General features: G+C 67.8%; 25 protein-coding genes and 2 pseudogenes. 18 read left to right on the plus strand and 9 right to left on the minus strand.

Translation table 11 applies throughout. The features are described from left to right. Positions 1 to 252: 252 nt before the first annotated feature. Positions 253 to 675: a flagellar biosynthetic protein FliO gene (locus ACW7G3_RS03870; protein ID WP_456981186.1), complete on the minus strand. Its 423-nt coding sequence runs from the start codon at positions 673 to 675 to the stop codon at positions 253 to 255. Between the two features lie 148 nt (positions 676 to 823). On the opposite strand from ACW7G3_RS03870, the gene ACW7G3_RS03875 reads away from it, so the two are divergent. Genes ACW7G3_RS03875 through sctT form a run of 6 tightly spaced genes read left to right on the plus strand, consistent with a single transcriptional unit; the run spans position 824 to position 5,718 of the window. Beyond that, entirely contained in the window at positions 824 to 1,909 is a 1,086-nt protein-coding gene (locus ACW7G3_RS03875; RefSeq protein WP_456975824.1) for a sensor histidine kinase, read from the plus strand. Positions 1,910 to 1,911: 2 nt separating this feature from the next. After that, complete coding sequence (locus ACW7G3_RS03880) at positions 1,912 to 2,511, plus strand: response regulator transcription factor (protein ID WP_456981188.1); 600 nt, start codon at positions 1,912 to 1,914, stop codon at positions 2,509 to 2,511. Beyond that, complete coding sequence (gene sctQ, locus ACW7G3_RS03885) at positions 2,504 to 3,613, plus strand: type III secretion system cytoplasmic ring protein SctQ (protein WP_456981189.1); 1,110 nt, start codon at positions 2,504 to 2,506, stop codon at positions 3,611 to 3,613. Before ACW7G3_RS03880 ends, sctQ begins: the two co-directional genes overlap by 8 nt. A gap of 9 nt (positions 3,614 to 3,622) precedes the next feature. Beyond that, the gene (locus ACW7G3_RS03890; protein WP_456981191.1) at positions 3,623 to 4,624 is read left to right on the plus strand and encodes a hypothetical protein; all 1,002 of its coding nucleotides are present in this window, start codon (positions 3,623 to 3,625) and stop codon (positions 4,622 to 4,624) included. 33 nt (positions 4,625 to 4,657) lie between these two features. Next, positions 4,658 to 4,933: a type III secretion system export apparatus subunit SctS gene (gene sctS / locus ACW7G3_RS03895; protein WP_343259032.1), complete on the plus strand. Its 276-nt coding sequence runs from the start codon at positions 4,658 to 4,660 to the stop codon at positions 4,931 to 4,933. Then, positions 4,930 to 5,718 carry a type III secretion system export apparatus subunit SctT gene (sctT, locus tag ACW7G3_RS03900; RefSeq protein ID WP_456981193.1) on the plus strand — a complete coding sequence of 263 codons (789 nt, stop codon included), beginning with the start codon at positions 4,930 to 4,932 and terminating at the stop codon, positions 5,716 to 5,718. Before sctS ends, sctT begins: the two co-directional genes overlap by 4 nt. Positions 5,719 to 5,742: 24 nt before the next feature. On the opposite strand, the gene sctU is transcribed toward sctT, so the two are convergent. Beyond that, on the minus strand, positions 5,743 to 6,852 hold the full coding sequence (gene sctU / locus ACW7G3_RS03905) for a type III secretion system export apparatus subunit SctU (RefSeq protein ID WP_456981194.1): 1,110 nt from the start codon (positions 6,850 to 6,852) through the stop codon (positions 5,743 to 5,745). A gap of 213 nt (positions 6,853 to 7,065) precedes the next feature. Here sctU and ACW7G3_RS03910 point away from each other — a divergent pair, with 213 nt between their 5' ends. The 3 genes from ACW7G3_RS03910 (at position 7,066) to plsB (ending at position 10,855) form a co-directional block, all read left to right on the plus strand. Next, on the plus strand, positions 7,066 to 7,386 hold the full coding sequence (locus ACW7G3_RS03910) for a hypothetical protein (protein WP_456981196.1): 321 nt from the start codon (positions 7,066 to 7,068) through the stop codon (positions 7,384 to 7,386). 103 nt (positions 7,387 to 7,489) lie between these two features. Beyond that, positions 7,490 to 8,170, plus strand: coding sequence for a hypothetical protein (locus ACW7G3_RS03915; RefSeq protein WP_456981198.1), 681 nt, complete (start codon positions 7,490 to 7,492; stop codon positions 8,168 to 8,170). A gap of 69 nt (positions 8,171 to 8,239) precedes the next feature. After that, positions 8,240 to 10,855 (plus strand): glycerol-3-phosphate 1-O-acyltransferase PlsB, encoded by a 2,616-nt coding sequence (gene plsB / locus ACW7G3_RS03920; protein ID WP_456981199.1) that lies wholly within the window; start codon positions 8,240 to 8,242, stop codon positions 10,853 to 10,855. A gap of 45 nt (positions 10,856 to 10,900) precedes the next feature. Here the strand turns inward: plsB and ACW7G3_RS03925 are convergent, their stop codons facing one another. Further along, positions 10,901 to 11,107, minus strand: a complete 207-nt coding sequence (locus tag ACW7G3_RS03925; RefSeq protein WP_456975806.1) for a YdcH family protein — start codon at positions 11,105 to 11,107, stop codon at positions 10,901 to 10,903. A gap of 39 nt (positions 11,108 to 11,146) precedes the next feature. Beyond that, the gene (locus tag ACW7G3_RS03930) at positions 11,147 to 12,196 is read right to left on the minus strand and encodes a class 1 fructose-bisphosphatase (protein WP_456981201.1); all 1,050 of its coding nucleotides are present in this window, start codon (positions 12,194 to 12,196) and stop codon (positions 11,147 to 11,149) included. 98 nt (positions 12,197 to 12,294) lie between these two features. Between ACW7G3_RS03930 and ttcA the strand changes: the two genes are divergently transcribed. From ttcA to ACW7G3_RS03950, 4 genes and pseudogenes are all read left to right on the plus strand, one after another. Then, on the plus strand, positions 12,295 to 13,149 hold the full coding sequence (ttcA, locus tag ACW7G3_RS03935; RefSeq protein WP_456981203.1) for a tRNA 2-thiocytidine(32) synthetase TtcA: 855 nt from the start codon (positions 12,295 to 12,297) through the stop codon (positions 13,147 to 13,149). 87 nt (positions 13,150 to 13,236) lie between these two features. Continuing rightward, positions 13,237 to 14,145 carry a recombination-associated protein RdgC gene (locus ACW7G3_RS03940; protein ID WP_456981205.1) on the plus strand — a complete coding sequence of 303 codons (909 nt, stop codon included), beginning with the start codon at positions 13,237 to 13,239 and terminating at the stop codon, positions 14,143 to 14,145. Between the two features lie 69 nt (positions 14,146 to 14,214). Beyond that, entirely contained in the window at positions 14,215 to 14,658 is a 444-nt protein-coding gene (locus tag ACW7G3_RS03945) for an energy transducer TonB (protein WP_456981207.1), read from the plus strand. A gap of 56 nt (positions 14,659 to 14,714) precedes the next feature. Then, positions 14,715 to 15,488, plus strand: a pseudogene (locus tag ACW7G3_RS03950) (M48 family metallopeptidase); the annotation flags it as partial. A 17-nt stretch (positions 15,489 to 15,505) separates the two neighbouring features. Here the strand turns inward: ACW7G3_RS03950 and ACW7G3_RS03955 are convergent. Then, positions 15,506 to 16,348 (minus strand): alpha/beta fold hydrolase, encoded by an 843-nt coding sequence (locus tag ACW7G3_RS03955; protein WP_456981208.1) that lies wholly within the window; start codon positions 16,346 to 16,348, stop codon positions 15,506 to 15,508. A 7-nt stretch (positions 16,349 to 16,355) separates the two neighbouring features. Next, on the minus strand, positions 16,356 to 17,369 hold the full coding sequence (gene hemH, locus ACW7G3_RS03960; protein ID WP_456981210.1) for a ferrochelatase: 1,014 nt from the start codon (positions 17,367 to 17,369) through the stop codon (positions 16,356 to 16,358). Between the two features lie 169 nt (positions 17,370 to 17,538). On the opposite strand from hemH, the gene ACW7G3_RS03965 reads away from it, so the two are divergent. From ACW7G3_RS03965 to tatC, 4 genes are all read left to right on the plus strand, one after another. After that, a complete protein-coding gene (locus tag ACW7G3_RS03965; RefSeq protein WP_456981823.1) occupies positions 17,539 to 18,438 on the plus strand; it encodes a lipid-binding SYLF domain-containing protein in 900 nt (299 codons plus the stop codon). A 92-nt stretch (positions 18,439 to 18,530) separates the two neighbouring features. Continuing rightward, positions 18,531 to 18,761 carry a Sec-independent protein translocase subunit TatA gene (gene tatA / locus ACW7G3_RS03970; protein ID WP_456975792.1) on the plus strand — a complete coding sequence of 77 codons (231 nt, stop codon included), beginning with the start codon at positions 18,531 to 18,533 and terminating at the stop codon, positions 18,759 to 18,761. Positions 18,762 to 18,785: 24 nt separating this feature from the next. Beyond that, positions 18,786 to 19,211 carry a Sec-independent protein translocase protein TatB gene (gene tatB / locus ACW7G3_RS03975; RefSeq protein WP_456975791.1) on the plus strand — a complete coding sequence of 142 codons (426 nt, stop codon included), beginning with the start codon at positions 18,786 to 18,788 and terminating at the stop codon, positions 19,209 to 19,211. Continuing rightward, positions 19,195 to 19,968, plus strand: a complete 774-nt coding sequence (gene tatC, locus ACW7G3_RS03980; RefSeq protein ID WP_456981211.1) for a twin-arginine translocase subunit TatC — start codon at positions 19,195 to 19,197, stop codon at positions 19,966 to 19,968. The genes tatB and tatC overlap by 17 nt, the downstream gene beginning before the upstream one ends. Positions 19,969 to 20,001: 33 nt before the next feature. Here the strand turns inward: tatC and ACW7G3_RS03985 are convergent, their stop codons facing one another. Together ACW7G3_RS03985 and ACW7G3_RS03990 are read right to left on the minus strand one after the other, a co-directional pair. After that, on the minus strand, positions 20,002 to 20,868 hold the full coding sequence (locus ACW7G3_RS03985; protein ID WP_456981213.1) for a BPSS1780 family membrane protein: 867 nt from the start codon (positions 20,866 to 20,868) through the stop codon (positions 20,002 to 20,004). Between the two features lie 12 nt (positions 20,869 to 20,880). Next, a complete protein-coding gene (locus tag ACW7G3_RS03990) occupies positions 20,881 to 21,627 on the minus strand; it encodes a glutamine amidotransferase (RefSeq protein ID WP_456981215.1) in 747 nt (248 codons plus the stop codon). A 143-nt stretch (positions 21,628 to 21,770) separates the two neighbouring features. Here ACW7G3_RS03990 and ACW7G3_RS03995 point away from each other — a divergent pair. Next, positions 21,771 to 24,142, plus strand: a pseudogene (locus tag ACW7G3_RS03995) (DPP IV N-terminal domain-containing protein). Positions 24,143 to 24,397: 255 nt separating this feature from the next. Here ACW7G3_RS03995 and ACW7G3_RS04000 read toward each other — a convergent pair. Then, complete coding sequence (locus ACW7G3_RS04000) at positions 24,398 to 26,206, minus strand: GspE/PulE family protein (protein WP_456981217.1); 1,809 nt, start codon at positions 26,204 to 26,206, stop codon at positions 24,398 to 24,400. Positions 26,207 to 26,277 lie beyond the last annotated feature (71 nt).

The raw sequence follows: 26,277 nt of genomic DNA on the forward strand, positions 1-26,277 counted from the left end.
GCGTCAACCAGGCGTGGGACTTCTGCCATGTGGGGCAAACGATCTGCGGAGGATATCCGCACCTGCTGCCGCAAACGACATCGCTTCCGCCCCACGCCTGACCTCATGTGTCACTTTGTGCCAACTTACGATAGCTGTGTAAAGTGTACGAGGCGTAAAGATCATGTTTCAGCCGACCCGACTTGCGTTCTGGGCCGGGGGACATGTGCAAATTGTGACGCGCGTCCCGTTACGCAAATCGATCACGGAGGCTTAACGCCGCAGCAGCAGATCTAGTGGAGACTTCGCCGTTCGTGCGGCCTGTGCCGATCCGGATTCTTCCGAATCTGGATCGATGGTCACATCGTCCTGTTCCAGGCGTGTGATCAGATTGACCGACTGCGCGCTCACCCCGATGGCCAGCACGCGCCCGGCACGGGTCTGGAGCAGCACGACGCGTTCACGCGGCCCCACCGGCAGGATCTGCAGGACTGACAAATGGGCTTTGCTGCCCGTCAAACCGTAGCGGCGGCGCATGAGGCGCAGCACCAGGAGCAGGGCAAGAATCATGAACCCCAGTGGCACCACGATTCCCATCAGCTCACGCAGGTACGAGGGCGCCGGCGCGGTCGCCACAGGCGCAGCGGCTGCTACCGCAATACCGCAGGTCAGGGCCAGCGCGGCGAAGACAATCACGTTGGCCGCACGGCGGCGAAGCACTCTATGGGACATGACGGGAAGGGGTGCGTGAGGAAATGAAAGGGGGAAGCGCGTGGGACGCGGCAGCAGGGTATCCCATTGTCGGCAGCGTGGAACGGACGGTGGGGCGGGCCGGGAATCGGCGATGACCATCATCGAAACCGTCCCTGAAGAAGCAGGGGTGCCCTTCGCCACCGAGTTGGAGCCGCTGCTGCAGGCGGTGCCGTTTGCCTGCGCTGCTTTCGACCGTGACGACGGCCGGCTGCGGGCTGCAAACGATCTGTACCGGCGTGAATTCGGCGCCCTGGCAGGCCACGACCGGCGCTCCGGGCTGCTGGACTCGCTGCGCGCCAGCGAGGTCGACGTCGATGCCGGGCGCGAGGTGCGGGCACCGCATAACGGCCGCTGGTACTCGCTGTACTGGCGTGACGTTGACCAGCAGGGGCAGGCACTCGCGCTGCTCACCGCGGTCGACATCAGCGCGCGGATCGAAACGCTGGACTCGCACAAGAGCCGCCAGGAAAAACTGCTGTTCACTTCGCGCCTGATGTCGGTGGGGGAAATGGCCGCCACCCTGGCCCATGAGCTCAACCAGCCCCTGGCTGCAATCGTCAACTATCTCAACGGCAGCCTGCGCCTGGTCGGCCAGGCAGGCGGACCGGCGCAGGTGGAGCGTGCCCTGGTGGCCGCCCGCACCCAGGCCGAGCACGCGGCTGCAGTCATCGCCCGGGTGCGCGAATTCGTCCGTGCGCGCGAACCGCGGCGTGATGCCCACAGCCTGGCCGCGATTGCCGAAACCGTGCTTGAACTCCTGCGCCTGGAAGCCGAACGCCAGCAGCTGGACATCGAGGTGGCGCTCGCAGACACCCTGCCCGACGTTTACGCCGACAAGGTGATGGTCGAGCAGGTGCTGCTGAACCTGGTGAAGAACGCCATCGAGGCCATGCGCGAGGTGGACGCTGGCGAACGTGACCTGCGCATCGAGGGCCGGGTGAACCTGGACGGCGAGATCGAGGTGCGGGTGTGCGACCGCGGCCACGGCATGAGCCCTGCGGAGAGCGAGCAGCTGTTCTCGCCGTTCTACACCACCAAGTCGGACGGCCTGGGAATCGGCCTGGCGATCTGCCGGTCGATCATCGAATACCACGAAGGACGCCTGTTCTTCGAACCACGCGAGAGCGGCGGCAGCATCTTCGGCTTTACCCTGCCGCGCGCCGAAGGGAGGACGTGAGAATGGGACAGGTCCAGGTGTACCTGGTCGACGACAACGACGGCTTCAGGGATTCGACCGCCTGGCTGCTGGAAACGGCCGATTTCAAGGTCGAGTCGTATGCCTCGGGCGCCGAATTCCTGACGGCCTATGATGCCGGCCGTCCAACCGACGAGGCCTGCCTCGTGTCCGATATTCGCATGCCACAGATGAGCGGCCTGCAGCTCCAGGACGAGCTGCGCCGCCGCGGCAGCACCCTGCCGCTGGTGTTCGTCACCGCCCACGGCGACGTGCCGCTGGCGGTGGAGGCGATCCGCAAAGGGGCGGCCAACTTCCTGGAGAAGCCGTTCGGTGACGACACCCTGATCGAAGCGATCGGGGCCGCGCTTGCCAGCGCCCGCAACCGTGCCGATGGGTTCATCAACCAGCAGGTCCTGGAAAAACTCAGCCCGCGCGAGCGCCAGGTGCTGGACCTGGTGGTGGCCAGCAAGCCCAACAAGATCATCGCCGACATCCTCGGTATCAGCATCAAGACGGTGGAGCTGCACCGGTCGAACATGATGAACAAACTCGGGGTACGCTCGCTGCCCGAACTGATGAAGGTGGCTCTGGGACATGCCTGAGACTGCGAAGGCGGTATCCGCCGCATCGGCGCCTGTGTCGCTGCGCGGACGCATCCCGGCCGTCCCGCCTGGGCACGCGCAGGCGCTGCGGACATTCTTCTCCGCTCCGCACAGCTGGCTGCTGGCGGACCATGGCCTGGTCATGTTCATGCCCGGCCGGGCCGGCACAGCAGGGGATATCTTCGAGCTGGATGCCGAAGGCACGCGCATCGGCGTGCGCCTGCAAGCCACCGCGGCGGCTATCGGCGAGGGCCTGCACTGGAGCGACTTCAGCGGATCCTCGCGGGTCCTGGCCTGGAGCCTGGCCCACGAAAGCCAGCTGATGCGGCTGAGCGAGGCGCTGGGGGTGGCCCTGACCCCGCTGCTGGAAGCCGGCGGCGGACAGGATCCGGAAAGCGCCCCGCTGTGGCTCGACTTCCTGATCGATGACGAGCCCCCTGCGGAGGACCCGGACGCCGCGCGCCGCGCCCCGGGCCTGCACGGTTCACTGCGCCTGCCCGCCGAATGGCTGCCGCGCCTGCTGACCCGTGCCGAGCCGCCGTTCGAAGGCGAGGCGCCGCCGCGCCTGGGCCGCTGGAGCCGGATTCCGGCCTCCGTCTCACTGCAATTCGCCATCCCGCCGCTGACCCCGGCCGACTGGGCAGGCCTCGCGCCGGGCGCAGTGTTCGTGGTTGGCCGCGGCGGACGCCGGCCGGCCTTCCAGGCCCATGCCTGCGGCCAATCCTGGCCGCTCGCCCCCACCGGCGCCGGCTGGCGTATCGAGGGCCCGGCGCAACCCATTCCACGCATGCACGAGGACTCCACCATGACCGACACCCCTTCCCAGGCCGTAGAAGACGGCGACCAGGGCGAGGCCGCGGCCCCACCGCCCGACCCGGATGCCGCCGTGCGCGGACTGCCGGCCAATGTGGTGTTCGAGATTGGCCGCCTGGAAATGCCGGTGGGCAAGCTGGCTGATCTGCAGCCGGGCTATGTGTTCCCGGTACCCGCGCAGCTGGAAGGGGCCAACGTCACCATCCGCGCCAACGGCGAGGCAGTCGGTCAGGGCGAGCTGGTTTCGGTCGGCGATACCCTCGGCGTGCGCCTGTTGTCCTGGAAGTAGGCCGAGACGATGGACTTCAGCAATTACTCCCCGGCACTGGTCCTGATGGTCGTCGTCAGCCTGGCGCTGGCGCCGTTCGTGGCGGTGATGGTGACTTCCTTCACCAAGATGGTGGTGGTGCTGAGCCTGCTGCGCAACGCGCTGGGGCTGCAGCAGGTGCCGCCGAACGTGGTCATCAACGGCCTGGCGATCGTGCTCTCGATCTACGTGATGTATCCGGTGATCCTGGACACCCACGCGGCGATCACCGCGCACATGGAGGGCCGGCCACCACCGCCAACGGTGCAGGCTCATATCCAGGCGCGTCAGGCGGAGCAGGCGGCGATTGAGCGGGCCGCGGCCGACGCCATGCGCGACGTGGCCACGGAGTCCAGCACAGGTGCGGTCGCATCCGCCACCAGTCCGGCAGCCGCCGATGCACTCCAGGCCGAAGCCCGGGCCGCGACCGAACCCGAACGGGGCGAGCTGTTTCGCAACGTGACCGGTGGCGTGGGGCAGGATCCGGACCCGGCCGGAGGCGCGCAGGCGCAGGCAGCGCAGGATCCAGCGGCGCCGCGGGTAATCATTGCGCCACCACCGCCAGCGGCCACCGGTCCCCCGGCCGACGGCATCGACGCGAACTACCTGCTGGGCCTGGCCGAGGCGGGCAAGGAGCCGCTGCGCACGTTCCTGATCCAGCACTCGCACCGCACCGAGCGCCAGTTTTTCCTCAACAACGCCAAGCGCCTGATGCGTGAGGAATACCACCCGTCGCTGACGATCAACGACTTCATCGTGGTGATTCCCGCATTCACGGTGAGCGAGCTGACCGCGGCGTTCCAGATCGGCTTCCTGATTTTCCTGCCGTTCCTCATCATCGACCTGGTGGTGGCCAACATCCTGCTGGCACTGGGCATGATGATGATGTCGCCCACCATCATCTCCCTGCCGTTCAAGCTGCTGCTGTTCGTGCTGGTGGACGGCTGGGCCAAGCTGGTGCATGGCCTGGTGCTGACCTACGCGATGACATGACCGGGATCTGCGCCACCACCGGAGGAGGCCACCATGGCTGAGATGCTGGAACTGACCCGCCAGTCACTGTGGCTGGTGCTGGTCCTGTCGGGACCGCCGATCGCCGCGGCGGCCGTGGTCGGCCTGCTGGTGGCCTTCCTGCAGGCGGCCACCCAGCTGCAGGAGCAGACGTTCGCCTACGCGCTGAAGTTCCTGACCATCGTGCTGGCGCTGTTCGTGACCGCCTCGATGATCGGCGGGAGCATGTACACCTTCACCGAGCACATCTTCACTTCCTTCCCGGGCCTGGTGAGGGACAACCGGCAGTGAACCCGTTCGGCTCGCTCAGCGAGACCATGCTCGCGCTGGGACTGACCCTGCCGCGCATCATCGGCGCGTTCATCATGCTGCCGCTGATCACCCAGTCGAACATGCCGGCCATGGTGCGCAACAGCTTCCTGGTCAGCCTGGCAATCGTGGCCCTGCCGGTGGCGATGGCTGCGGCGCCCGGCGCGACCACAAGCTCGCTGCAGTGGCCGATGATGGTGCTCAAGGAGCTGTTCATCGGCCTGGCGATCGGCTACCTGTTCGGGCTGGTGTTCTGGGCGTTCTCCGCCGCGGGCACGGTGATCGACAACCAGGTCGGCATGGGCATGGCGCAGGCGTTCGATCCGATCCAGGGTCACCAGGTAACCCTGCACGGGCAGTTCCTGTCCGAGTTCGCGGCATGGCTGTTCATGGCCAGCGGCGCGTTCATGATCTTCCTGGGCCTGCTGATGGACAGCTATGCCATCTGGCCGCCCACGTCCTTTTTCCCCGACCTTGAGCGCGCCGGGATCAATCTGTTCGTGAGCCACTTCGGATGGTTCATGAGCACGCTGGTCGTACTGGCAGCGCCGGTGATGGTGATCCTGCTGGTGATCGATCTGTCGTTCGGGCTGATGAACAGGTTTGCGCCGCAGCTCAACGTGTTCGCCCTGACCCTGCCCATCAAGGCCTGGCTGGCCACCGCAATCCTGCTGCTGCTGCTCGGGGTCTACGTGGAAGTACTGCTGGACCGGCTGGCGTCGAGCAAGGGCCTGGTGGAACTGCTGCAGCGGACCTTCGGCAGCTGAGCCCGGCGGCGTCCGCCGCGCCCGTCAGTCTGCCTGGCCACCCGCGCCGGTCCCGCCGGCGCCGTCGCTTCCCAGGTCGCCGCGGCGCACGCCTTCGGCCCAGAACAGCACTTCGGCCACCGCGTCGAAGAACTCGTCGCTGATGTAGTCGTCCAGCTCGACCTTCTCGTTGAGCCCGCGTGCCAGCGGCACGTTCTGCAGGATCGGCACGCCCGCCTCTTCGGCAGCCTGCTTGATCATCTCGGCCATGTGGCCCTCGCCCTTGGCAACCACCACGGGCAGGTCGGTTTCACCCTGTTCGTATTGCAGGGCCACGGCGATGTGGGTGGGGTTGGTCACGACCACGTTCGATTTGCGCACGGACCCGAGCATGTTCTGCTGCGCCCACTCCTGATGCAACTGCTTGCGCCGCTGCTTCACGTACGGGTCGCCTTCGTTGTCCTTCACCTCGCGCTTGATGTCGCGCCGGCTCATGCGCAGTTTCTTGGTGTAGGAAAACTTCTGGTACCACACGTCCAGGGCCGAGACGAAAAAGAACACCACCACCGTCCACAGCATGATCCACTTGATCCCGTGCCACACCGCCGCGGCCATGCCCGCGGGGTTGCCGTGGGGCAGCATCATCAGCCGCTCGATCATGCCGCTGAGCACCACATAGCCGATCCCGATCATTGCCGCGCACTTGATTACCGACTTGACCAGCTCGATCAGGTTGTCCATCGAGAACATCTTCTTGATGCCCTCCACCGGATTGAGCTTGTCCACCTTGGGCGCCATCTTCTTCATGGTGGCGACCGGACCTACCTGCAGGAACTCGATCAGCACGCCCAGCGTGACCGCCAGCAGCATCAGCGGCAGCACCATCCACAGCAGTGTCATTACCGCCAGCCAGCCCAGCTCCGGCAGCACCTGGAAGAACGGCAGTCCCACCGCGCCCAGCGACTGGTCGAACAGATCACCGATCCGCCGGCCCATGAGGCCCATCAGCATCCAGCCGCCGGCCACCCAGCCCATCACCAGGACGGTGCTGGTCAGGTCCTTGCTCTTGGCAACGTCGCCTTCCTTGCGCGCGTCCCGGACCTTTTTCGGAGTCGGTTTTTCGGTCTTGTCGCCGCTGTCGCCCTTGTCGGCCATCCATCCGCCTGCGTTTGCCCCGTACCGTGCGGGAGGCTAGCATGCCCGCGCTGCAGCATTGTCGCCTCCAGTGCGGCTCTCCTGAACAGGGGAAAACAGGCGCTGGAACCTAGGGTCGGCCCGAGGTGACACCGGACCTGCAGCGCCATACATTGGATTCCGGCCCCAAAGACGGTCGACCGCCCCCACGCTTCCAGGATCTCCCGCACAGTCATGAGCAGCATCGGCTCCAACCCGCACCTCAACCTCACCGGCCTTGGCGGCCTGGGGAGCCAGGTTGCGCTGGACGATCTGCAGGGACGCCAGCAGGCCGGACTGGAGCACGTCGAGGCGCCGCGTGAGCCGGGCACCGCCCAGGCGGATGTCGATGCCGGCGAACTGGTGCTGCAGGCTGCCGCATGGGAAGGCGCGGGCGAAGGCACCCGCATGTTGCCCGGTGATGGCGCTTTTGAAGCCGCGCTCGGCCACCTGGACCTTTCGGCCGCTGCCGACCAGGGCGTGGACGCGATCTTCGCCGCGCTCGGCGCCGCCTGATCACCCCGCGGCACGCGCCGCGATACCCTAGCAATCCCTTCTGCTGCCGGATGTCCGGCGCTCCGCGCCTGCCGTTGCCGGCCGCGGCCTGCTGCCATCAACCATGAACGTTCCCGCCCCCGAACCCGCCGCCCTGCGCGCCGCCGCCGACCGGCTGGTCTCGACCCTGGCCGCGCACAGTGACCCCGAGTACCGCCTGACCGTGCTCAAGCGCCTGGCCCGCCGGCTGGGGGAAGATTCCTACCCGATGTTCCTGCGGCTGCTGGGCGTGGTGGCGGAAAGCGACGACGAGCGCGCCAAACGGCTGCTGGCCGAGACCCTGGGCGCGGCGCTGCGGCGCATGGACCTGCCCGGCGGGGCGCTCAGTTCCTGGGGTGCGACCGGGCTGCCTGACACGGTCAATCCATTTGCGGCCGGCGGCCTCAGCGGGCATTTTTTCGGCGCCACGCCGCGACGCCTGCTCGGTCCGGTGGAGTACCTGACGGTCTGGCACCTGCAGCGTACCCAGCGCATGCCCCTGGGCGCCGGGACATTCCGCACCAGTCTGGAGCGGCTGATTGAATTGCTCAACCACAGCGAGGAAGCTCGCACCCTGTACCCGCAAAAGATTGCCGCCGACGTGCAGAACGAGCTGGAAGGTGCCTACACCCGGGCCACCCGCGAGCGCCTCGCTGCGCTGGCGGCTGCGTGGAAGGCGGGTAAATCCCCTGCGGAAGTAGCCCGGGCAGCGCTGGACCCGGACGTCGACCAGCCCCCCGGCACGTGGCTGGTCCGCGACCTGTAGTCCCAGCCCGCAGTTGGGCCCGGCCCGGTTCGGGCCCGGTTGCCGGCGTTGCTGGGTGATAATGGGCCCATGTCGCAGCCTTCTGACCAGTCGCGCCTGCCTTTTCCGGAAAAACCGGGAACGGCAGCGCCCACCGACACCCAGCCGGCGGCTCCGGCGCGCGCCGCGGTGAGCCCCTACAAACGCCCGCTGTGGGCGCGCGTGCTTGGCGGACTGCTGGGCCCGTGGATCGGCCTGAAAACCGAGCCCGCCGATCCGGAGCGGTTCGTGGACGGGCGCCCGGTCTGCTACGTGCTCGAGGACTACGGCCTGTCCAACGCCCTGATCCTGGAGCGCGCCTGCCGCCAGGCCGGCCTGCCCTCGCCGCTGCAGCCGCTTCCCGGCGACCCGCTGGGCCGCAAGCGCGCCTACGTGGCGCTATCCCGTCGCAACGCGGGCTCCACCCTGGGCGCGCTGGCGCCGGGCAAGCGCCCGCCCACCAAGACCCATTCCGAATCGCTGGCCAGACTGCTCGATGCCCACCGCGAAGATCCGGCGCTGGACGTGCTGCTGGTGCCGGTCTCGATCTTCGTCGGCCGTTCGCCGGACAAGGCCAGCGGCTGGTTCTCGGTGCTGTTTTCTGAAAACTGGGCGCTGGTGGGCCGCTTCCGACGGCTGCTGACCATCCTGCTCAACGGCCGCGACACCATGGTCCGCTTCGCCGCGCCGGTGGAGCTGCGCGCCAGCGTGGAAGAGGGCCTGACACCGGAGCGCACCGTGCGCAAGGTGTCGCGGGTGCTGCGCACCCATTTCAACCGCATCCGCGAAGCGGTGATCGGCCCGGACCTGTCCACCCGCCGCCTGCTGATCGACAAGGTCCTGACCACGCCTTCGGTCAAGGACGCCATCGCCGACCAGGCCCGCCGCGACAACAGCACCCCGCAGGAAGCGTGGAAGAAAGCCCACGGCTACGCCTGGGAAATCGCGGCCGACTACTCGCACCCGCTGGTGCGCTCGGCCAGCTTCCTGCTGACCACGGTGTGGAACCGGATCTACCGCGGGGTGCTGGTCCACCACCTGGACCGGCTGAAGGCGATCGCGCCGGGCAACGAGATCATCTACGTGCCCTGCCACCGCAGCCACATGGACTACCTGCTGCTGTCCTATCTGCTGTACGTGCGCGGCATCGTGCCCCCGCACATCGCCGCGGGCATCAACCTCAACCTGCCGGTGATCGGCACCGTGCTGCGCAAGGGTGGGGCGTTCTTCATCCGCCGCAGCTTTCGCGGCAACGCGCTGTACTCGGCGGTGTTCACCGAGTACGTGGCGCAGCTGGTGGCCGGCGGCTACTCGATCGAATACTTCATTGAAGGCGGGCGCTCGCGCACCGGCCGGCTGCTGGCCCCCAAGGGCGGGATGCTGGCCATGACCGTGCGCGCCTACCTGCGCCAACCCACCCGGCCGGTGCTGTTCCAGCCGGTCTACATCGGCTACGAAAAGCTGATGGAGGGCAACAGCTACCTGGACGAGCTGTCGGGCAAGAGCAAGAAGAAAGAGTCGATCTGGCAGCTGCTGCGCGGCATCCCGCGGGTGCTGCGCTCCAACTACGGCCAGGTGGTGGTGAACTTTGGCGAACCGATCCCGCTCACCGAGGCGCTGGCCGAACACGCGCCGGACTGGGACGGCAGCCCCATCTCCGAAGACGAGAAGCCCGCCTGGCTATCGGCAACGGTCGAACGCATCGCCCAGCGGATCCAGGTGAACATCAACCGCGCCGCCGACGTCAATCCGGTCAACCTGCTGGCGCTGGCCCTGCTGTCCACGCCCAAGCACGCCATGGGCGAGGCCGACCTGCTGGCCCAGATCGCCCTGTCACGGACGCTGCTGGCCGAGGTGCCCTACAGCGAGCTGGTCACGATCACCCCGCATACGCCGGCCGAGATCGTGGCCCACGGCGAAGAAATCGGCATCCTCAACCGCGTTGCCCATCCCCTGGGAGACGTGCTCAATGTCGATGGCGACACCGCGGTGCTGCTCTCGTACTTCCGCAACAACGTGGTGCACCTGTTCACCGCTTCAGCGTGGATCGCGTGCTGCTTCCTGCACAACCGGCGCATGAGCCACGCCACCCTGCTGCGGCTGGGCGCAGAGCTGTACCCGTTCCTGCAGGCCGAACTGTTCCTGCCGTGGGGGGCGGACACCTTCGCCGAGCGCATCGCGCTGACGCTGGACGTATTCGTACGCGAAGGTCTGCTGCAGCGGACGGGTGAGGACGATGGCGGCATCTACCAGCGCAGCCCCGGCCAGACCGATGAGGTGTTCCGCCTGCGCGCATTGGGTCACCCGCTGCAGCAGGCATTCGAGCGCTACTACATCGCCATTTCGGTGCTGGCCAAGAACGGGCCCGGCGCCCTGGGCGCGGGCGAGCTGGAGAGCCTGTGCCAGCTGGCCGCGCAGCGGCTGAGCCTGCTGTACGCGCCGGCGGCGCCGGAGTTCTTCGACAAGAGCCTGTTCCGCGGCTTCATCCAGAAGCTGCGCGAGCTGGAGCTGGTGAAGCTGGACGGCAACAGCAAGCTCACCTTCGACCAGCGCCTGGACGGCTGGGCCCGCGACGCCAAGCTGATCCTGGGCCGCGAGCTGCGCCACACCATCGAGAAGGTCAGCCCTGAAGCGGCCCGGCCGGAAGAAGAACCGGAAGAAGCCTAAGGCGCTCCCGCCTTTCTACACCGTGCCGCCCGCAAGGGCAGCGTGTCATGCGGGTTCGTCAGGGATCTGCGCCGACTCCAGCCGGGCGATCGCATCGCGCAGCTGAAGCTTGCGCCGCTTCATGCGCTTGAGGGCCAGCTCATCGCTGGCAATGTCCGCGTGCAGGCGCACGATCGCCTGGTCAAGTTCGCGATGCTCGCCGCGCAAACGGGCGAGCTGCTGCGTGATTCCGTCCGGATCGTCGGGCGCCATGACCGAATCTTACCCCGGCCCGGCGCCCATGGCCTCCGGCTACTGTGGCGGACGCTCGCCGCCGGCCTCGTCGTGGGCCTGGTGATAGCGGCAGGCTTCCTCGACTTCCTTGCGCGAGCCCAGGAACACCGGCACGCGCTGATGCAGCTTGTCCGGCTGGATCTCCATGATCCGGCGGCGGCCGTCGCTGGCCGCACCGCCCGCCTGCTCCACCAGCATGCCCATCGGATTGGCCTCGTACATCAGCCGCAGCTTGCCCCGGCGATCCGGCTCACGCTTGTCCCAGGGATAGATGAAAATGCCGCCGCGGGTGAGGATGCGATGCACGTCGGCGACCATCGAGGCCACCCAGCGCATGTTGAAGTTCTTGCCGCGCGGCCCGGTCTCGCCGGCCAGCAGGTCGGCCACGTAGGCCTGCATCGGATCTTCCCAATGCCGCTGGTTGGACATGTTGATCGCGAACTCCTGCGTCTCCTCGGGAATCCGGATGTCGCTGCGGGTGAGCACGAACGCGCCCTGCTCGCGATCCAGGGTAAAGGCATGGGTGCCGTTGCCCACGGTCAGCACCAGCAGGGTGCTGGGCCCGTAGATGCAGTAGCCGGCCGCCACCTGGTCGGTGCCCGGCTGCAGGAAGTGCTCGTCGCGCGGTTCGCCGGCATTCTCCGGGGCCTTGAGCACCGAGAAGATGGTGCCCACCGAGACGTTGACGTCGATGTTGCTGCTGCCATCCAGCGGATCAAACAGCAGCAGGTAGTTGCCGCGCGGGTAGGCGTCTGGGATCGGCGTGCAGTGCTCCATTTCCTCCGAAGCGCAGGCCGCCAGGTGCCCACCCCAGGCGTTGGCCTCCAGCAGGATCTCGTTGGACAGCACGTCCAGCTTCTTCTGCGCCTCGCCCTGCACGTTGATGCTGCTGCCGCCGGCGCCGCTGACCGCATCGCCCAGCACATCGCCCAAGGCACCCTTGGCGACCGCCACCGAAATCCGCTTGCAGGCGCGCGCCACCACTTCGATCAGCAGCCGCAGCTGCGGATTGATATGGCCCTCGCGCTGGGCCTCGATCAAAAAACGGGTCAGGGAGGTGTCGGACATGGCAGGCAAGGTCCTCGGCGGCGGATGGAGGGCTATTGTCGCCTTTCCCGCCGGCAAAAGCCTCCGGGGCCCGCAGGCCCTGCCGCTACAATGGCCGGATGAGCATCGTCATCCCCCTGCCCGAACCGGTCATGCCGCGCCCCGCTGGCGACCCGCCGGGCCAGCGCCGCGACATTGAGCGGCTCGGCCGGCGCCTGCGCCATCAGGCCGGCCGGGCGATCGCCGACTTCGGCATGATCGAAGACGGTGACCGGGTGATGGTGTGCCTGTCCGGCGGCAAGGACAGCTACACCCTGCTGCACATCCTGCTGCAGCTGCAGAAGAAAGCGCCGGTGGATTTCTCGATCATCGCGGTCAACCTGGACCAGAAGCAGCCGGGCTTTCCGGAGCACGTCCTGCCGGACTACCTGCGCTCGCTGGGGGTGGATTTCCACATCATCGAGCAGGACACCTATTCGGTGGTGTCGCGAGTGGTGCCCGAGGGCAAGACCATGTGCTCGCTGTGCTCCCGGCTGCGCCGCGGCGCCCTGTACACCTGGGCCGCGGAGAACGGGATCACCAGGATCGCACTCGGCCATCACCGCGAAGACATGGTGGCCACATTCTTCCTCAACCTGTTTTTCCACGCCAAACTGAGCGGCATGCCGCCCAAGCTGCTGTCCGACGATGGCCGCCACGTGGTGATCCGGCCGCTGGCGTACGCGGCCGAAACGGACATTGCCGAGTATGCGCGCCTGAATGAATTCCCGATCATCCCCTGCAACCTGTGCGGCTCGCAGGAGAACCTGCAGCGCAAGCAGGTGCAGCGGATGATGGCCGAATGGGAGCTCCAAACCCCCGGGCGGATCGAGACCATCGCCCGCGCCCTGGCCGACATCCGCCCCTCGCAGCTGGCCGATCCGAAACTGTTCGATTTCCTGGGTCTCACCCCCGGCGACACCAACCCGGTCTGATATCCCCCTCATCCGCCGCCCCGCTGCGCCCACCCGGCGCGCGGTCGCCGGCGGATTCTCCCGACAACTGCCCAACACGGTCCCTCAATGTTCTTTCGCAATCTCACCCTGTTCCGTTTCTCTCCCTCCCTCGACCTGTCGCACCTCGACGAAGGGCTGGCTGAAACCACGCTCAAGCCGGTCGGCCCGCTGGAGCTGTCCTCGCGCGGCTTCATCTCCCCCTTCGGTCGCAACGCCGAAGCCCTCTCACACCGCATCGGTGATGCGCTGTGGCTGACCGTGGGCAACGAAGACCGGCTGCTGCCGGGCGCCGTGGTCAACGACCTGCTGGCCCAGAAGCTGGCCGAAATAGAGGAGAAAGAGGGCCGTAAGCCCGGCAGCCGCCTGCGCAAGCAGATGAAGGACGATCTGGTGCAGGAACTGCTGCCACGCGCCTTCGTGCGCCCCGGGCGCACCGACGCGCTGCTGGATCTGGAACACGGGGTCTGCGTGATCGATACCTCCAGCCGCAAGAGCGCCGAAACTGTGGTCTCGGAGATCCGCCGCGCCCTCGGCAGCTTCCCGGCCCTGCCGCTCAATGCCGAAGTCTCGCCGCGCGCGGTGCTGACCGGCTGGATCGCCGGCGAGCCACTGCCCGAGGGCCTGTCGCTGGGCGAGGAATGCGAACTCAAGGACGCCGACGACCACGGCGCGATTGTGCGCTGCCAGCGCCAGGAACTGCAGTCCGACGAGATCACCCGGCACCTGGAGTCGGGCAAGCAGGTCACCAAGCTGGCCCTCACCCTGGACGACCATGTTTCGTTCGTGCTCGGCGAAGACCTGGTGATCCGCAAGTGGAAGTTCCTGGAAGGCGCCGTGGACCAGCTGGAAGCCAGCGATCCGGACGACATCCGCGCCGAACTCGACGCCCGCTTTGCCCTGATGAGCGGCGAATTCCGGCGCCTGTTTTCGATCCTGGAGCCGGCGCTCAAGCTCTCCAGGGCCGACGCGGGCTGAACCCAATGATTTGACCCGCCGGCTGCGCGGTGATAGTGCTGCAGGACCACAAACGACAGGGACACAGTCATGCTTACCAACCTGATGATCGCCTCGCTGATGGCTGGCAGTGGCGCCGTCTGCGTGGATGATCTGCAATCCACCAGGGCAACCGATGTCCAGCCAGTGGAGATCAGCGCCAGCCGCGCAGGCGTTGCCTCGGGTCACGCGAGTGAAGTGGAGGTTCTGGCCACAGTTGGAGCGGACGGCCGGATTGCACGGATCGCGATCCTCGATGAAACCGCCTCAGCTACTGTTATCTCCGCCGTGGAGCGGGCCTCATCCGCGTGGCGCTTCGATCCCGCCCGCGCCTGTGGCCAAGCGGTTGCCCAGGATGTCCAGTTCTCCGTTCCGGTAACGGCGACCCGTTTTTCCCGCCTTCGCGCGCCGCGGGCAGTTGGCCCCGAAATGAGTGCTTCAAACGCATCCTACGGTGGCGGCAAGACCCGACGCCTTCCGCACGAAAGCTTCTGACTCCCTGACAGCCGGACCGGCGCTTCCGCGCAGGCCTGGCGCGTATCATCCTGCCGATGGCGCTTTTATCCGGTCGCAGGTCCGCTGCGCGCCCGCGCAGGATCGAACGTGACGTCATGCAGGTGCCGCTGGACGACGGCGGCGGCATCGAGATCCTGCGGGTGCGCGATCCGCGCGCACGCCGCATCCGCCTGAGCGTTGGTGACCGCGGCGCACGGCTGACCCTGCCACTGCGCGCCAGCCTGGCTGCAGGCGAGCGTTTTGTCCTCGAGCACCGCGACTGGCTGCTGGAGCAGCTCGACAGGCGGACCGCGGTGGACACCAGCCCCCTGGTCCCGGGCCAGGATGCCGGGCTGCCGCTGCGGGGAGATTTGCTGCCGCTGCGCTGGCAGACCGCCCGCTATACCCGGCTGCTACAGGACGACGGCGGCCTGGTCATGCAATACCCGGCCAGCGCCGGTCCAGCTGCAATCTCCCGTGCCCTGCGTGACTTCTACGAAGCCGAGGCCCGGGCCGACATCGGTCGCTGGCTACCGCGCTACCTGCCCGGCCTTCCCGCTGCGCCGAGCCGGATCCGCCTGCGGCAGATGTCCTCGCAGTGGGGGTCGCTGGCACCGGGCGGGGCCATGTCGCTGGATCTGTCATTGGTGCTGGGGGAACCGGCGGCGTTCGAATACGTGCTGGTCCACGAGCTGTGTCACCTGATACAGGCCAACCATTCGCCCGCGTTCTGGCATGAGGTGGAAGTCCGCTGCCCGGACTGGCGCCGGCACCGGGATTACTTCCGCGCCGAGGGGGCGCGGCTGAAGGGCACCCTGCGCGCGCTCCTACGACGGGGTGGATGCAATCAGTGCGTGAGGAAGTCGCCGATGGCGGCGGCCACTTCGACCGGCTGCTCCATGTGCAGATGGTGGCCGCCGGCGATCACCACCAGCTCACCCTGCGGCAGCAGCCGGGCGCGACGGCTGCGGTCGGGTTCGGGCAGGTAGGGCTGGGGGGGATCGGCATAGATCACCCTGGTGGGACAGGCAATGCCGGCAATCAGGTCGTCAACCTGCTCCGGCGTCATCCGCACCATGGTCGGCAGGGTCAGGCGCGGATCGCTGCTCCAGCTGAAGCCGCCTTCTACTTCCTTCAGACCACGTTCGACCAGCAAGCGCGCACTGCCCTCGCCGAGCGCGTTGGTCGCCATCCGCGCACGTATCGCCGGGCAAGGATCTGCGAACACGCGCAGCTGCTTGTCGTTCAACTTGCGGCGGGCTGCCACGGCTTCGCGCAGCCGCTCGGCAGTCCGCCCGGCCGGCTCCGGCAGCGCGCCCAGGGCCTCGATGGCCACCAGTCGCTCCACCCGCTCCGGACAGCCAGCTGCCACCATGCTGGCGATGCCTGCCCCCATGGAGTGGCCGAGCAGGGAAAACGTATCCCAGCCCAGCGCATCGGCGATCTCCAGCACCGTGTTCACCGCGCCGGCGAACGAATAGTCCGCCCCCGGGCCCAAATGGAAGCTGCGGCCGTGGCCGGGCAGGTCCGGCGCCACCAGGTCCACGCCTTCAAGATGCGTGGCGAGCGGCACAAAGCTGGCGGCGTTGTCGAGCCAGCCGTGCAGGGCCAGCACGCGCCGCGTCCCGGGCGTACCCGAGCGCAGGCCGGCAATGGTCCCGCCCGAGATCGGCAGGGAAACAGCGTCCATCAGGACATCAGGCCCAGGCGGCCAGTTCACGCCGCGCCAGGTCGGCCAACACGCCAGCGTGGACCGGCGAGTCGTTCAGGCACGGAACGTAGTGCAGTTCCTCGCCGCCGTGCTCGCGGAACAGCTCGGCATTCTCGATCGAGATCTCCTCCAGGGTTTCCAGACAATCGACCGCAAACCCGGGGCAGACCACGTCGATGCGCTTCACCCCGTCGCGCGCCAGCTGTTCAATGGTGCCGGCCGTATACGGCTGCAGCCACTGTTCGCGCCCGAAGCGCGACTGGAACGTCATGATGGCCTCGCCCTCCGGCAGGTCAAGCGCCGCGGCGATGGCCCCGGTGCCCGCCTCGCAGTGGCGGTGGTAGGGGTCGCCCTGATCCACCAGCCGCTGCGGAATGCCGTGGTAGGAAAACAACAGCCGCTCGCCCTTGCCGTGCTGTTCCCGGTAGTCGCGGATGCTGTCGGCAACGGCCTGCACCCACTGCGGATCGTCGTGGTAATCATGCACCACCCGCACCGCATCACCACCGACGCGATTGGCCACGTCTTCCACCGAGGCGGTGGTGGTGGTCGAGTACTGCGGATACAGCGGCAGGACGAGGATCCGGCGCGCACCCTGCGCCCGCAGGCGCTCGATGGCGCGGGTCAGCGACGGCTTCTGGTAGCGCATGGCCCAATCCACCCGCACATCCGGCATGGAGACGGCGACCGCCTCGGCCAGGCGCCTGGTGTAGACCGCCAGCGGCGAGCCCTCGTCCATCCAGATCCCGGCATACAGCTTGGCCACCCGCGGCGAACGGAACGGCAGCACGATCAGGTACAGGATCGGATACCAGAGCCAGCGGGTCAGCTGGACCACGCGCCGGTCGCTGAGGAATTCGCCCAGATAACGGCGCACGGCACCGGCCGTCGGCGCGTCCGGTGTACCCAGATTGACCAGGAGCAGGGCATCATGCCCTCTGGATGGAGCAGTTTGCGCAGCGGCGGCGGCCGACTGGGACGGATGAGCTTGATTTGTCATCGGTATAGGATGACAGGCAGCCGCACCACCTGTCAGCGCCCCGGCTGCGACAGTCGGTTCCGCCGGCAAGGCTCATTGCCGATTCATGCCACCACCCCTAGCCTGAACTTGCACCGCCTGGTGCGGTCTTTCCCGTATCCCGCCGAATCTCCGGAGTCTCCCGATGCCCGTGTCCCGCCGTCCCAGCCTGCGCCTGCTGCTGCCCGTCGCCCTTGCCGCATCGTTGGCGGTCACTACCGTAGCCAGCGCCGGCCAGAAGGAAGATGTGCGCGCGCACAACGCGGTCAGGGTGCTGGCCGAGATCCAGGAGATCCCTGAAAGCGCCATTCCCAACAAGCTGCTCGATGAGGCCCGTGCCATCGTGGTGGTTCCCGACACCATCAAGGCCGGGCTGGTGATCGGCGGCCGCCGCGGTCACGGGTTGATGTCGGTCAAGACCGCCGATGACACCTGGTCGCAGCCTGTCTTCGTAACCCTGACCGGGGGCAGCATCGGCCTGCAGGCGGGGGTGCAGTCCGCCGACGTGGTGATGGTGTTCCGCAACGACCGCAGCCTGGACAGCATCGTCAACGGCAAGCTGACCCTGGGTGCCGATGTCGGCGTGGCTGCTGGGCCGCTCGGCCGCAACGCGTCCACCGCCACCGATGGCCAGCTCAAGGCCGAAATCTGGTCGTGGTCACGCGCTCGCGGCCTGTTCGCCGGGGTGGCGCTGGACGGCGCGGTGCTGAGCATCAATGACCGGGCCAACCAGGCCGTTTACGGCCGCGGCACCACGCCAAGGATGATTTTCGAAGGCCGCGTGCAGAACCCGCCCTCCAACGCGGTGGTGGACTTCCGCGACCGCCTGGAGGAAGCCACCGCCGTGGCCCGCGCCGAGCGCGGCACCGAGACCAGCGCGCCGACCAACGTTCCGTCCAACGCCGCCGCTGCAGCCCAGGCTCCGGCTGCTGCGAACACAGGCGCGGAAAGCCTGCCCCTGCCACTGCCGGACGCCGAGGCCCAGCCGCAGCCGTTCGAACCGGTGCCCGAAGGCGAGATCCGCAGCGAACCGCTCGACGACGGCATCTGATCTGAATCTGGCCCCCGTACGGCCCGCGCCAAAAGCCGGGTGGCTGCGGTATCCTGACCCCTCCGATCACTCTGGAATTTCGACCACAGCTTATGGGCACTTTCAGCATCTGGCATTGGATCATCGTGCTGGTGGTCGTGCTTCTCGTTTTCGGCACCAAGCGCCTGCGCGGCGCGGGCCGTGACCTGGGCGAGGCGATCAAGGGCTTCAAGAAGGGCATGCACGACGCGGACGACGATACGCCGCCGGCCAAGCTCGAGGACCAGCAGCGGGAGACCGACTCCCAGCGGGACGCGCAGCAGAAAGAAAGCACGCGGCGCTGACGCCGCGGACGCGGCGGCTGCGACATGTTTGATATTGGATTCTCCGAGCTCGTCGTCATTGCGCTTGTCGCCTTGATCGTGCTCGGCCCCGAACGCCTGCCCAAGGCCGCGCGGTTTGCCGGCCTGTGGATCCGTCGCGCGCGCGCCCAGTGGTACTCGGTGCGCAGCGAGCTGGAGCGCGAGTTGGCCGCCGATGAACTCAAGCGCAGCCTTGAGGATGCCAAGCAGGCCGTGCAAAGCACGGAAGAATCCATGCGCACCGCGGGCCAGGACCTGCGTCGCGAGCTGGGCACGATCGAAGACTCCGTCCGCGATACCGCCCGCGACGCCGGCGACGCGCTCAAGCCACCGGTAACCCCGGCGGCCAACGGGGACGAAGCGGACACCGGCCAGCCCAGGGCCCTGCCGGAACGCGCCGGGCCGGAGGCAGACGATGACCAGCAACGCTGAGGGCGCGTCCGAATCCACCCTGGTCGATCACCTGATCGAACTGCGCTCGCGCCTGCTGCGCGCGGTGACCGGGCTGATGCTGGTGTTCCTTGGGCTGCTGCCGTTCGCCAACCGGCTCTACGCCTGGCTGGCCCAGCCGCTGCTGGACAAGCTGCCAGAAGGCGCCCACCTGATCGCAGTCGAAGTGGCCTCGCCGTTCTTCGCCCCGCTCAAGCTGGCCTTCTTCATCGCCCTGGTCGCCACCATGCCGTGGCTGCTGTACCAGCTGTGGGCATTCGTGGCGCCGGGCCTGTACAAGCGCGAGAAGAAGCTGGCGATGCCGCTGCTGGTCTCGGCGGTGACCCTGTTCTACGCCGGCTGCGCGTTCTCGTTCTACCTGGTGCTGCCGGTGGTGTTCACCTTCCTCACCGCGGTGACCCCGGAAGGCGTGTCGATGATGACCGACATCCACGCCTACCTGAATTTCGTGATGGTGATCTTCCTGGCGTTCGGGCTCAGCTTCCAGATGCCGGTGGCGCTGGTGATCTTGACCCTGCTCGGATGGGTCACCCCCGACCAGCTGCGCGAATGGCGCGGCTACGCGATCGTCGGCGTGTTCATCCTGGCCGCGGTGGTGACCCCGCCGGATGTGATCTCGCAGCTGATGCTGGCGATCCCGATGATCCTGCTGTACGAGGCTGGCATCATCGCCTCGCGCATCCTGGGGCCCAAGCGGCAGCGGGACGCCGGCGACGAAGCCGGTCGCCCGACGCCTTGAGCCCCCGCGGCGGCCAAGCCGCGGGACCTGTTGTCAGAGTTCAATACCGGTAGCCGGCGGCGGCGTTGCGCCAGCGGTTGCCTGGCCTCCGAGCAGCTGGCGCCAGGCGTGATAGACCGCGCCCATCAATACCGGCATCAGCACCGTCATCATCAGCAGCTGCGCGCCGATGGCGGCGGCCACCTCGCCACCGAAGATGCCCAGGATCATGCCCACGATCTGGGCGCCGATCAGGATGGCCACGGCCACGATCAGCATCAGCACGACGAACACGAGGAAGGCGCCAATGTTGGCCATGCAGGCCTGGAAGCTGCGCTTCATTGCCGCGAACGGCCGTGCACCTTCAAACATCACCTGGGCCGGGAACAGGAAGGTGAAGGTGTAGGCCACGACGCCGATCACGATCGCGCCGAGGAACCAGAGCGCAAACCGGCCCATCGGGAAACCTTCGAACAGGGCCGGATCGGGGTTCTGGCCCTGGGCCTGCTCCATCGCCACCATCATGTTCTGCAGCGCTGTGGGGCCAACCATCACCGCCAGCAGCACGATGGCCGCCAGGCCACCCAGCATCTGCGGGATCAGCTGCGCCACCAGCGACGCCGCCTTGCCTTCGCGGAACGCCTGCAACAGGTGCGACGGACTTGCCTCGCGGCCCTGGTCCACTTCGCGCACCGCGTAGACCAGCCCGCCCAGCATGATCGGCGTGAGCAGCACCAGCACCAGCTGCGCCAGCATCGACAGCAGCGGCCCCGCGCCCATGAACAGCAGCGGCAGCACCGACACGATCCCGAACACCAGGCCCACCAGGCCCAGCGCCAGCGGCGCCTTCTTCAACAGGCCGAAGCCGCCCAGCAGCCACTCCGCGCCCGCACCCGCTTTCACCCTGTTGCCATTACCCATTGATCCGGCCCGTCAATCCGTGTGTGAGGGCGCAAGTGTAGTACGCGCAAGTTGCGCGAACCTGCGCAGCACCCCGCGCGCCACCGGCGCGGCACGCACGGCCTTGAGCAGGGCCTCCGGATCAGCGCCTCCGCTGCGCAGCACATGCGCACGGGCGCGGATGTAGCCGCGCATGTGGGTCACGCTGAACTCGGGGTGGAACTGCACGCCCCACACCGCCTTGCCCCAGCGGAAAGCGTGCAGCGGATCGTGCCCGGTCTGCGCCAGCAGCACCGCGCCTTCCGGCAGCCGGCGCGCGACCTGCACGTGGGTCATATGGGCCGGGAAGCGGGAAGGCAGCCCGGAGAACAGCGGATCCTCAGCCGCCGCTTCCAGCAGCTCGACCTCGAAAGTACCCATCCGCCGTCCCTCCGGGTTGTCGCCCACCTCGCCGCCCAGCGCATGGGCGAGCAGCTGATGGCCGTAGCAGATGCCAAGCATCGGAACGTCCGCTTCGGCCGCCGCGCGCAGCCAGCCGGCGCAGCGCTCGCTCCACTCCAGGCGCTCGGTGACCATCGCGGCCGAGCCGCTGATGATCACCCCGGAAAACCTGTCGTGCGGTGGCAGGGATTCGCCGGACTCCACGTCGACCACTGCCACCTCCCCGGCCTGCAGACCCGCGGCCACGCGGATCCAGTGGGCGAAATCGCCTTGGCGGCGCAGTGATTCCACCGGACGACCGGCAGCGATGATGAGCAACGGAAGGGGAGCAACGGACATCGCGGACATTCCAGGGCAGAAGGTGGGAAGGAGCCAGCGACGATACCGCACCGACGCCACCCCCTTGCAGATGCAGCCCCTTGTAGATGCAGCCCCGTCCGCTTGCTGCCAACATGGCCGCCCGCCCGATTCCTGGACCCGAGATGCCCGCAGCCGCAGCCCGTTCCCATGCGATCAACTGGATCGCCGCCTGCCTGCTGGCGCTGGTTTGCTTCACCGCGCCGATCGCAAAGGCCGCCGCGCCCGATGCCGCCGCCTACCAGCGTTCGCTGGAACTGCCGGAGCAATGGCAGCACCTCACCCGCGGCATCGCCGGGCCGGTCAGCTGGATCGATGACAGCCGTTACCGCTACCGACGCACGGTGGAGGGCGGGTTCGAATTCCTGCTGCGCCATGTGGACGGGACGGATGCACGGCCCGCCTTCGACCACGCCGGGCTTGCCCGGGCGCTGGGCGAGGCGCTCGATCAACCGTATGACGCGCGGCGGCTGCCGTTTGGCGATTACGAATTCATCGACGGCGAGGCCGCGATCCGCTTCCGCGCCACGGACCACGCCATGCCCCAGTGGATGCGCTGCGAGCTGGGCGCCGCGATGACTTGCACCGCGACGGCACGCGAGTCCGGCAAGCGCCGCCCACGCGCCTTCGGGGTGGTGCGTGACCTTTCGGTGCCGGCGGACGACACGCCCCACCCCTCGCCGGATGGGAACTTCGAGGCATTCGTGCAGGACGGCAACGTGGCCCTGCGCATCCGTGCCGACGGCAGCGTGCGCCTGCTCACCTCCGATGGCGCGGCGGATGATTTTTACGATGCGGAAACCATCGCCTGGTCACCCGACTCCAGCCGCTTCGCCCTGTACCGGGTGCGGCCCGGCCATCAGCGCCTGGTCACCCGGGTGGAGAGTTCGCCCCGCGACCAGCTGCAGCCGAAGGTGCATACCCAGCTCTATCCCAAGCCCGGCGACGCGGTGGATATCGAGCGGCCGGTGATTTTCGAAATTGCCACGGGCCGGCGCATCGAAGTGCCAACAGCCCTGTTCGCCAACCCGTTCCGGCTGTCCCCGCTGGCCTTTCGCGCCGACGGCCGCAGCCTGGCATTCCGCTTCGTCGAGCGCGGCCACCAGCGGGTCCGGCTGATCGAAGTCGATGCCCATAGCGGGTCAGCGCGCACCGTGGCCGAGGAACAGGCCGATACCTTCGTCAACGACTGGTGGCACCGCAGCTTCTTCCACGACGTGGGCGGACGCGGCGCGCAGATCGTGTGGATGTCCGAGCGCGACGGCTGGAATCACCTGTACATGATCGACGGGGCCAGTGGACAGGCACGGCAGCTCACCCGTGGCGAATGGGTGGTGCGCGAGGTGCTGCGGGTGGACGAGGAGCGGCGCGAGATCTGGTTTGCCGGCAACGGCCGCGAGCCGGGCGACCCGTACCTGCGCCACGTGTACCGGATCGACTTCGACGGAGCCAACCTCACCCACATGACCCCGGCCCACGGCTGGCACGAGACCAGCCTGTCGCCCGACGGGCGCTACTACGTGGACACCTGGTCGCGGCTGGACCAGCCGGACGTGACCGAGCTGCGTGATGCACGCGACGGCAGCCTGCTGGCCCGGATCGAGGAGGGTGATGCCAGCGCACTGCTCTCCGCCGGCTATCGCCCGCCGGAGACTTTCGTTGCCCCGGGTCGTGATGGCCACACGCAGATCTGGGGCCTGGTGGTTCGCCTACCGATTACGACTCCGGCCGCAGCTATCCGGTGATCGAGAACATCTACGCCGGCCCGCACAACGCCTCGGTACAGAAGAAGTTCTGGCCCTACGATCCGCAGTCGAGCAACGAGCGGCTGGTGCGTGCGCAGGCGCTGGCGGACCTGGGCTTCATCGTGGTGCAGATCGACGGCATGGGCACCATGTACCGGTCCAAGGCTTTCCATGACGTGGCCTGGAAGAACCTGCAGGACGGCGGCTTCCCCGACCGCATCGCCTGGCACAGGGCATTGGCTGCCAGGGACCCGTCCTATGACATCAGTCGCGGCGTAGGCATTTACGGCGCGTCCGCCGGTGCCCAGAACGCGCTGCATGCGCTGCTGTTCCATCCCGGGTTCTACACCGTCGCCGTGGCCTACAACGGCTGCTACGACAACCGCATGGACAAGATCAGCTGGAACGAGCAGTGGATGGGCTGGCCGGTGGACGACAGCTATGCGCGCGCCTCGGGCGTGGACAACGCCCACCTGCTGCAGGGCCGGCTGCTGCTGGTGGTCGGCGAGCAGGATGCCAACGTCGACCCCGCCTCCACCTACCAGGTGGCCGATGCGCTGATCCGCGCCGGCAAGGATTTCGACCTGGTCACCATGCCCGGCGCCGGCCACGGCGTGGGCCGCTCCGAGGAGCCGGTGAACTGGCTGCAGCGGCGCAAGTTCGACTTCTTCGTTCGCCACCTGCTTGGCCAGCCCACTCCCGACTGGAACCGTCCGCGCGCTGTTGGTCCTCTGCCTGCGGATCCACTGTAGGAGCGCGCCACGCGCGCGAAACCGCGTGACACTTCCTATGGGCCGGGGCTTCGGTAATCGCGTGGTTGCCGGAGCCACGCAGTGCCGCCGGTATTCACGCGGCTTCGCGCGCATGGCGCGCTCCTACGGGGCAGGGTCCATCGCCGGAACGAAAGCCGGGACACGATTCGTTTCCGGAGTGAATGCCCGCGGGGCGGTTCATCCCGAGGCGAAAGCGGGGCGCGCCCTATTTCCGGGCGGAAGCATGGGAGCGGTTCATTCCCGCGGCGGGAGGACGGTTAGGACCTCTTCGACCGTGGTCAGACCCTGGGCGACCTTGGCGGCGCCGGCCAGGCGCAGGGTGCGGAGGCCGCCGGCGCGGGCCGCGCGTGAGAACCCGGCCAGCTCCATGTCCGGCCGGATCAGCGCGCGCAGGGCCGGGGTGAGCGGCATCAGTTCGTACAGCCCCACCCGACCCATGTAGCCGGTCTTGCGGCACTCCAGGCAGCCGACCGGGCCCATGGTTTCGCCCTCCGGCACCGGCTCGTCCGGGCCGAGCAGCGCATCCCAGCCGCCCGTCTTCACCGCGCGCGGCTGCTTGCAATGCGGGCACAGGGTGCGCACCAGGCGCTGGGCCAGCACGCCGGTGAGGGTGGAGGCGATCAGGTAGTGCGGCAGACCCAGGTCGAGCAGGCGGGTCACCGCCGAGGGCGCGTCGTTGGTGTGCAGGGTCGAGAGCACCAGGTGGCCGGTAAGCGAGGCCTGCACGCCCATCTGCGCGGTATCCAGGTCGCGAATCTCGCCGATCATGATGATGTCCGGATCCTGGCGCAGCAGGGTGCGCACGCCTTGGGCGAAGCCGAAATCGATGCCGTGGTGCACCTGGCTCTGGTTGAGCTCGGGGGCCACCATCTCGATCGGGTCCTCCACCGTGCACACGTTCACCTGCGGTGTAGCCAGGGTGCGCAAGGTCGAATACAGCGTGGTGGTCTTGCCCGATCCGGTCGGCCCGGTGACCAGGATGATCCCGTGCGGCTGCTCCACCAGCGCGTTCCACGTCGCCGCCTCGCCGGCGTCGAAACCAAGCTGGGAGATCGGCTTGAACGCCGTGTCCGGGTCGAAAATGCGCATCACGCACTTTTCGCCGAACGCGGTGGGCATGGTCGACAGCCGCATCTCCACCTCGCGTCCGCCCGGCGAGCGGGTCTTGAGACGCCCATCCTGCGGGCGCCGGCGCTCGGCCAGGTCCATGCGCCCGAGCACCTTGATCCGGCTGACCACCGCGGTCATCACCGGCGGCGGCATCTCGAACACCTTGTGCAGTACCCCATCGATGCGGAAACGCACCCCGCCCACGTCGCGCCGCGGCTCCAGGTGGATGTCGGAGGCGCGCTGCTCGTAGGCGTACTGCAGCAGCCAGTCGACGATGTTGACGATGTGGTGGTCGTCGGCGTTGACGTCACCCGCGCGGCCCAGCTCCACCAGCTGCTCGAAGCTGGGCGCATGGCCTTCGCCATCGGCATCGCGGTGATCGCGCGCACCGCGGATCGAACGGGTGACGCCGTAGAACTCCATCGTGTAGCGGTGCAGGTCCAGCGGGCTGGCCACCACCAGGTCGATCTCGCGCCGCAGCAGCCGGGCCACGTCGGGCAGCCAGTCCAGCGCCAGCGGCTCGCTGGTGGCGATCAGCACGCGATCCGGCGCCACCTCCAGCGGCAGGATCCGGTGGCGGCGGGCGTAGGCATGGGAAACGACATCGGTGACCCCGGCCACGTCCAGCCGGGTCGGATCGATCCGCCGGTAAGGGTGGCCGGTTTCTTCCGCCAGCCACTCGGTGAGCTGCTCCAGGCCCAGTTCGGCACCAGGCCTCGGTACGAAAGCCAGCTTGAGGTTGGCCAGGAACACCAGCGGATGCACCGCATCGTTGGCCCGCCCCTGGCGGGCGGAGACCTTGGCCCGCTCGGCGTCGACAGGCGAGATCGCGCCATCGGCCAGCAGCGCGTCCACCACCGCAGCCAGCTCCAGCCGGCCCGAAGGCAGCCGCGCGGGACGGAGCGGAACGCGGCTTGGGCGGGGTTCTTTCAAGGCGTCCTCTCGCGGATTGCGGCTGGGCCGGGGTGGGCTCGCCGCTATACTAGCGCGCCCCGTATTGCGAG

Source organism: Luteimonas sp. A478 (assembly GCF_054052025.1).

Bases quoted from the DNA above. Each gene is read 5' to 3' on its own strand.
- ACW7G3_RS03875 (WP_456975824.1), top strand. From the start codon at position 824: ATGACCATCATCGAAACCGTCCCTGAAGAAGCAGGGGTGCCCTTCGCC.
- ACW7G3_RS03880 (WP_456981188.1), top strand. From the start codon at position 1,912: ATGGGACAGGTCCAGGTGTACCTGGTCGACGACAACGACGGCTTCAGG.
- sctQ (WP_456981189.1), top strand. From the start codon at position 2,504: ATGCCTGAGACTGCGAAGGCGGTATCCGCCGCATCGGCGCCTGTGTCG.
- ACW7G3_RS03890 (WP_456981191.1), top strand. From the start codon at position 3,623: ATGGACTTCAGCAATTACTCCCCGGCACTGGTCCTGATGGTCGTCGTC.
- sctS (WP_343259032.1), top strand. From the start codon at position 4,658: ATGGCTGAGATGCTGGAACTGACCCGCCAGTCACTGTGGCTGGTGCTG.
- sctU (WP_456981194.1), bottom strand. From the start codon at position 6,852: ATGGCCGACAAGGGCGACAGCGGCGACAAGACCGAAAAACCGACTCCG.
- ACW7G3_RS03910 (WP_456981196.1), top strand. From the start codon at position 7,066: ATGAGCAGCATCGGCTCCAACCCGCACCTCAACCTCACCGGCCTTGGC.
- ACW7G3_RS03915 (WP_456981198.1), top strand. From the start codon at position 7,490: ATGAACGTTCCCGCCCCCGAACCCGCCGCCCTGCGCGCCGCCGCCGAC.
- plsB (WP_456981199.1), top strand. From the start codon at position 8,240: ATGTCGCAGCCTTCTGACCAGTCGCGCCTGCCTTTTCCGGAAAAACCG.
- ACW7G3_RS03925 (WP_456975806.1), bottom strand. From the start codon at position 11,107: ATGGCGCCCGACGATCCGGACGGAATCACGCAGCAGCTCGCCCGTTTG.
- ACW7G3_RS03930 (WP_456981201.1), bottom strand. From the start codon at position 12,196: ATGTCCGACACCTCCCTGACCCGTTTTTTGATCGAGGCCCAGCGCGAG.
- ttcA (WP_456981203.1), top strand. From the start codon at position 12,295: ATGAGCATCGTCATCCCCCTGCCCGAACCGGTCATGCCGCGCCCCGCT.
- ACW7G3_RS03940 (WP_456981205.1), top strand. From the start codon at position 13,237: ATGTTCTTTCGCAATCTCACCCTGTTCCGTTTCTCTCCCTCCCTCGAC.
- ACW7G3_RS03945 (WP_456981207.1), top strand. From the start codon at position 14,215: ATGCTTACCAACCTGATGATCGCCTCGCTGATGGCTGGCAGTGGCGCC.
- ACW7G3_RS03955 (WP_456981208.1), bottom strand. From the start codon at position 16,348: ATGGACGCTGTTTCCCTGCCGATCTCGGGCGGGACCATTGCCGGCCTG.
- hemH (WP_456981210.1), bottom strand. From the start codon at position 17,369: ATGACAAATCAAGCTCATCCGTCCCAGTCGGCCGCCGCCGCTGCGCAA.
- tatA (WP_456975792.1), top strand. From the start codon at position 18,531: ATGGGCACTTTCAGCATCTGGCATTGGATCATCGTGCTGGTGGTCGTG.
- tatB (WP_456975791.1), top strand. From the start codon at position 18,786: ATGTTTGATATTGGATTCTCCGAGCTCGTCGTCATTGCGCTTGTCGCC.
- tatC (WP_456981211.1), top strand. From the start codon at position 19,195: ATGACCAGCAACGCTGAGGGCGCGTCCGAATCCACCCTGGTCGATCAC.
- ACW7G3_RS03985 (WP_456981213.1), bottom strand. From the start codon at position 20,868: ATGGGTAATGGCAACAGGGTGAAAGCGGGTGCGGGCGCGGAGTGGCTG.
- ACW7G3_RS03990 (WP_456981215.1), bottom strand. From the start codon at position 21,627: ATGTCCGTTGCTCCCCTTCCGTTGCTCATCATCGCTGCCGGTCGTCCG.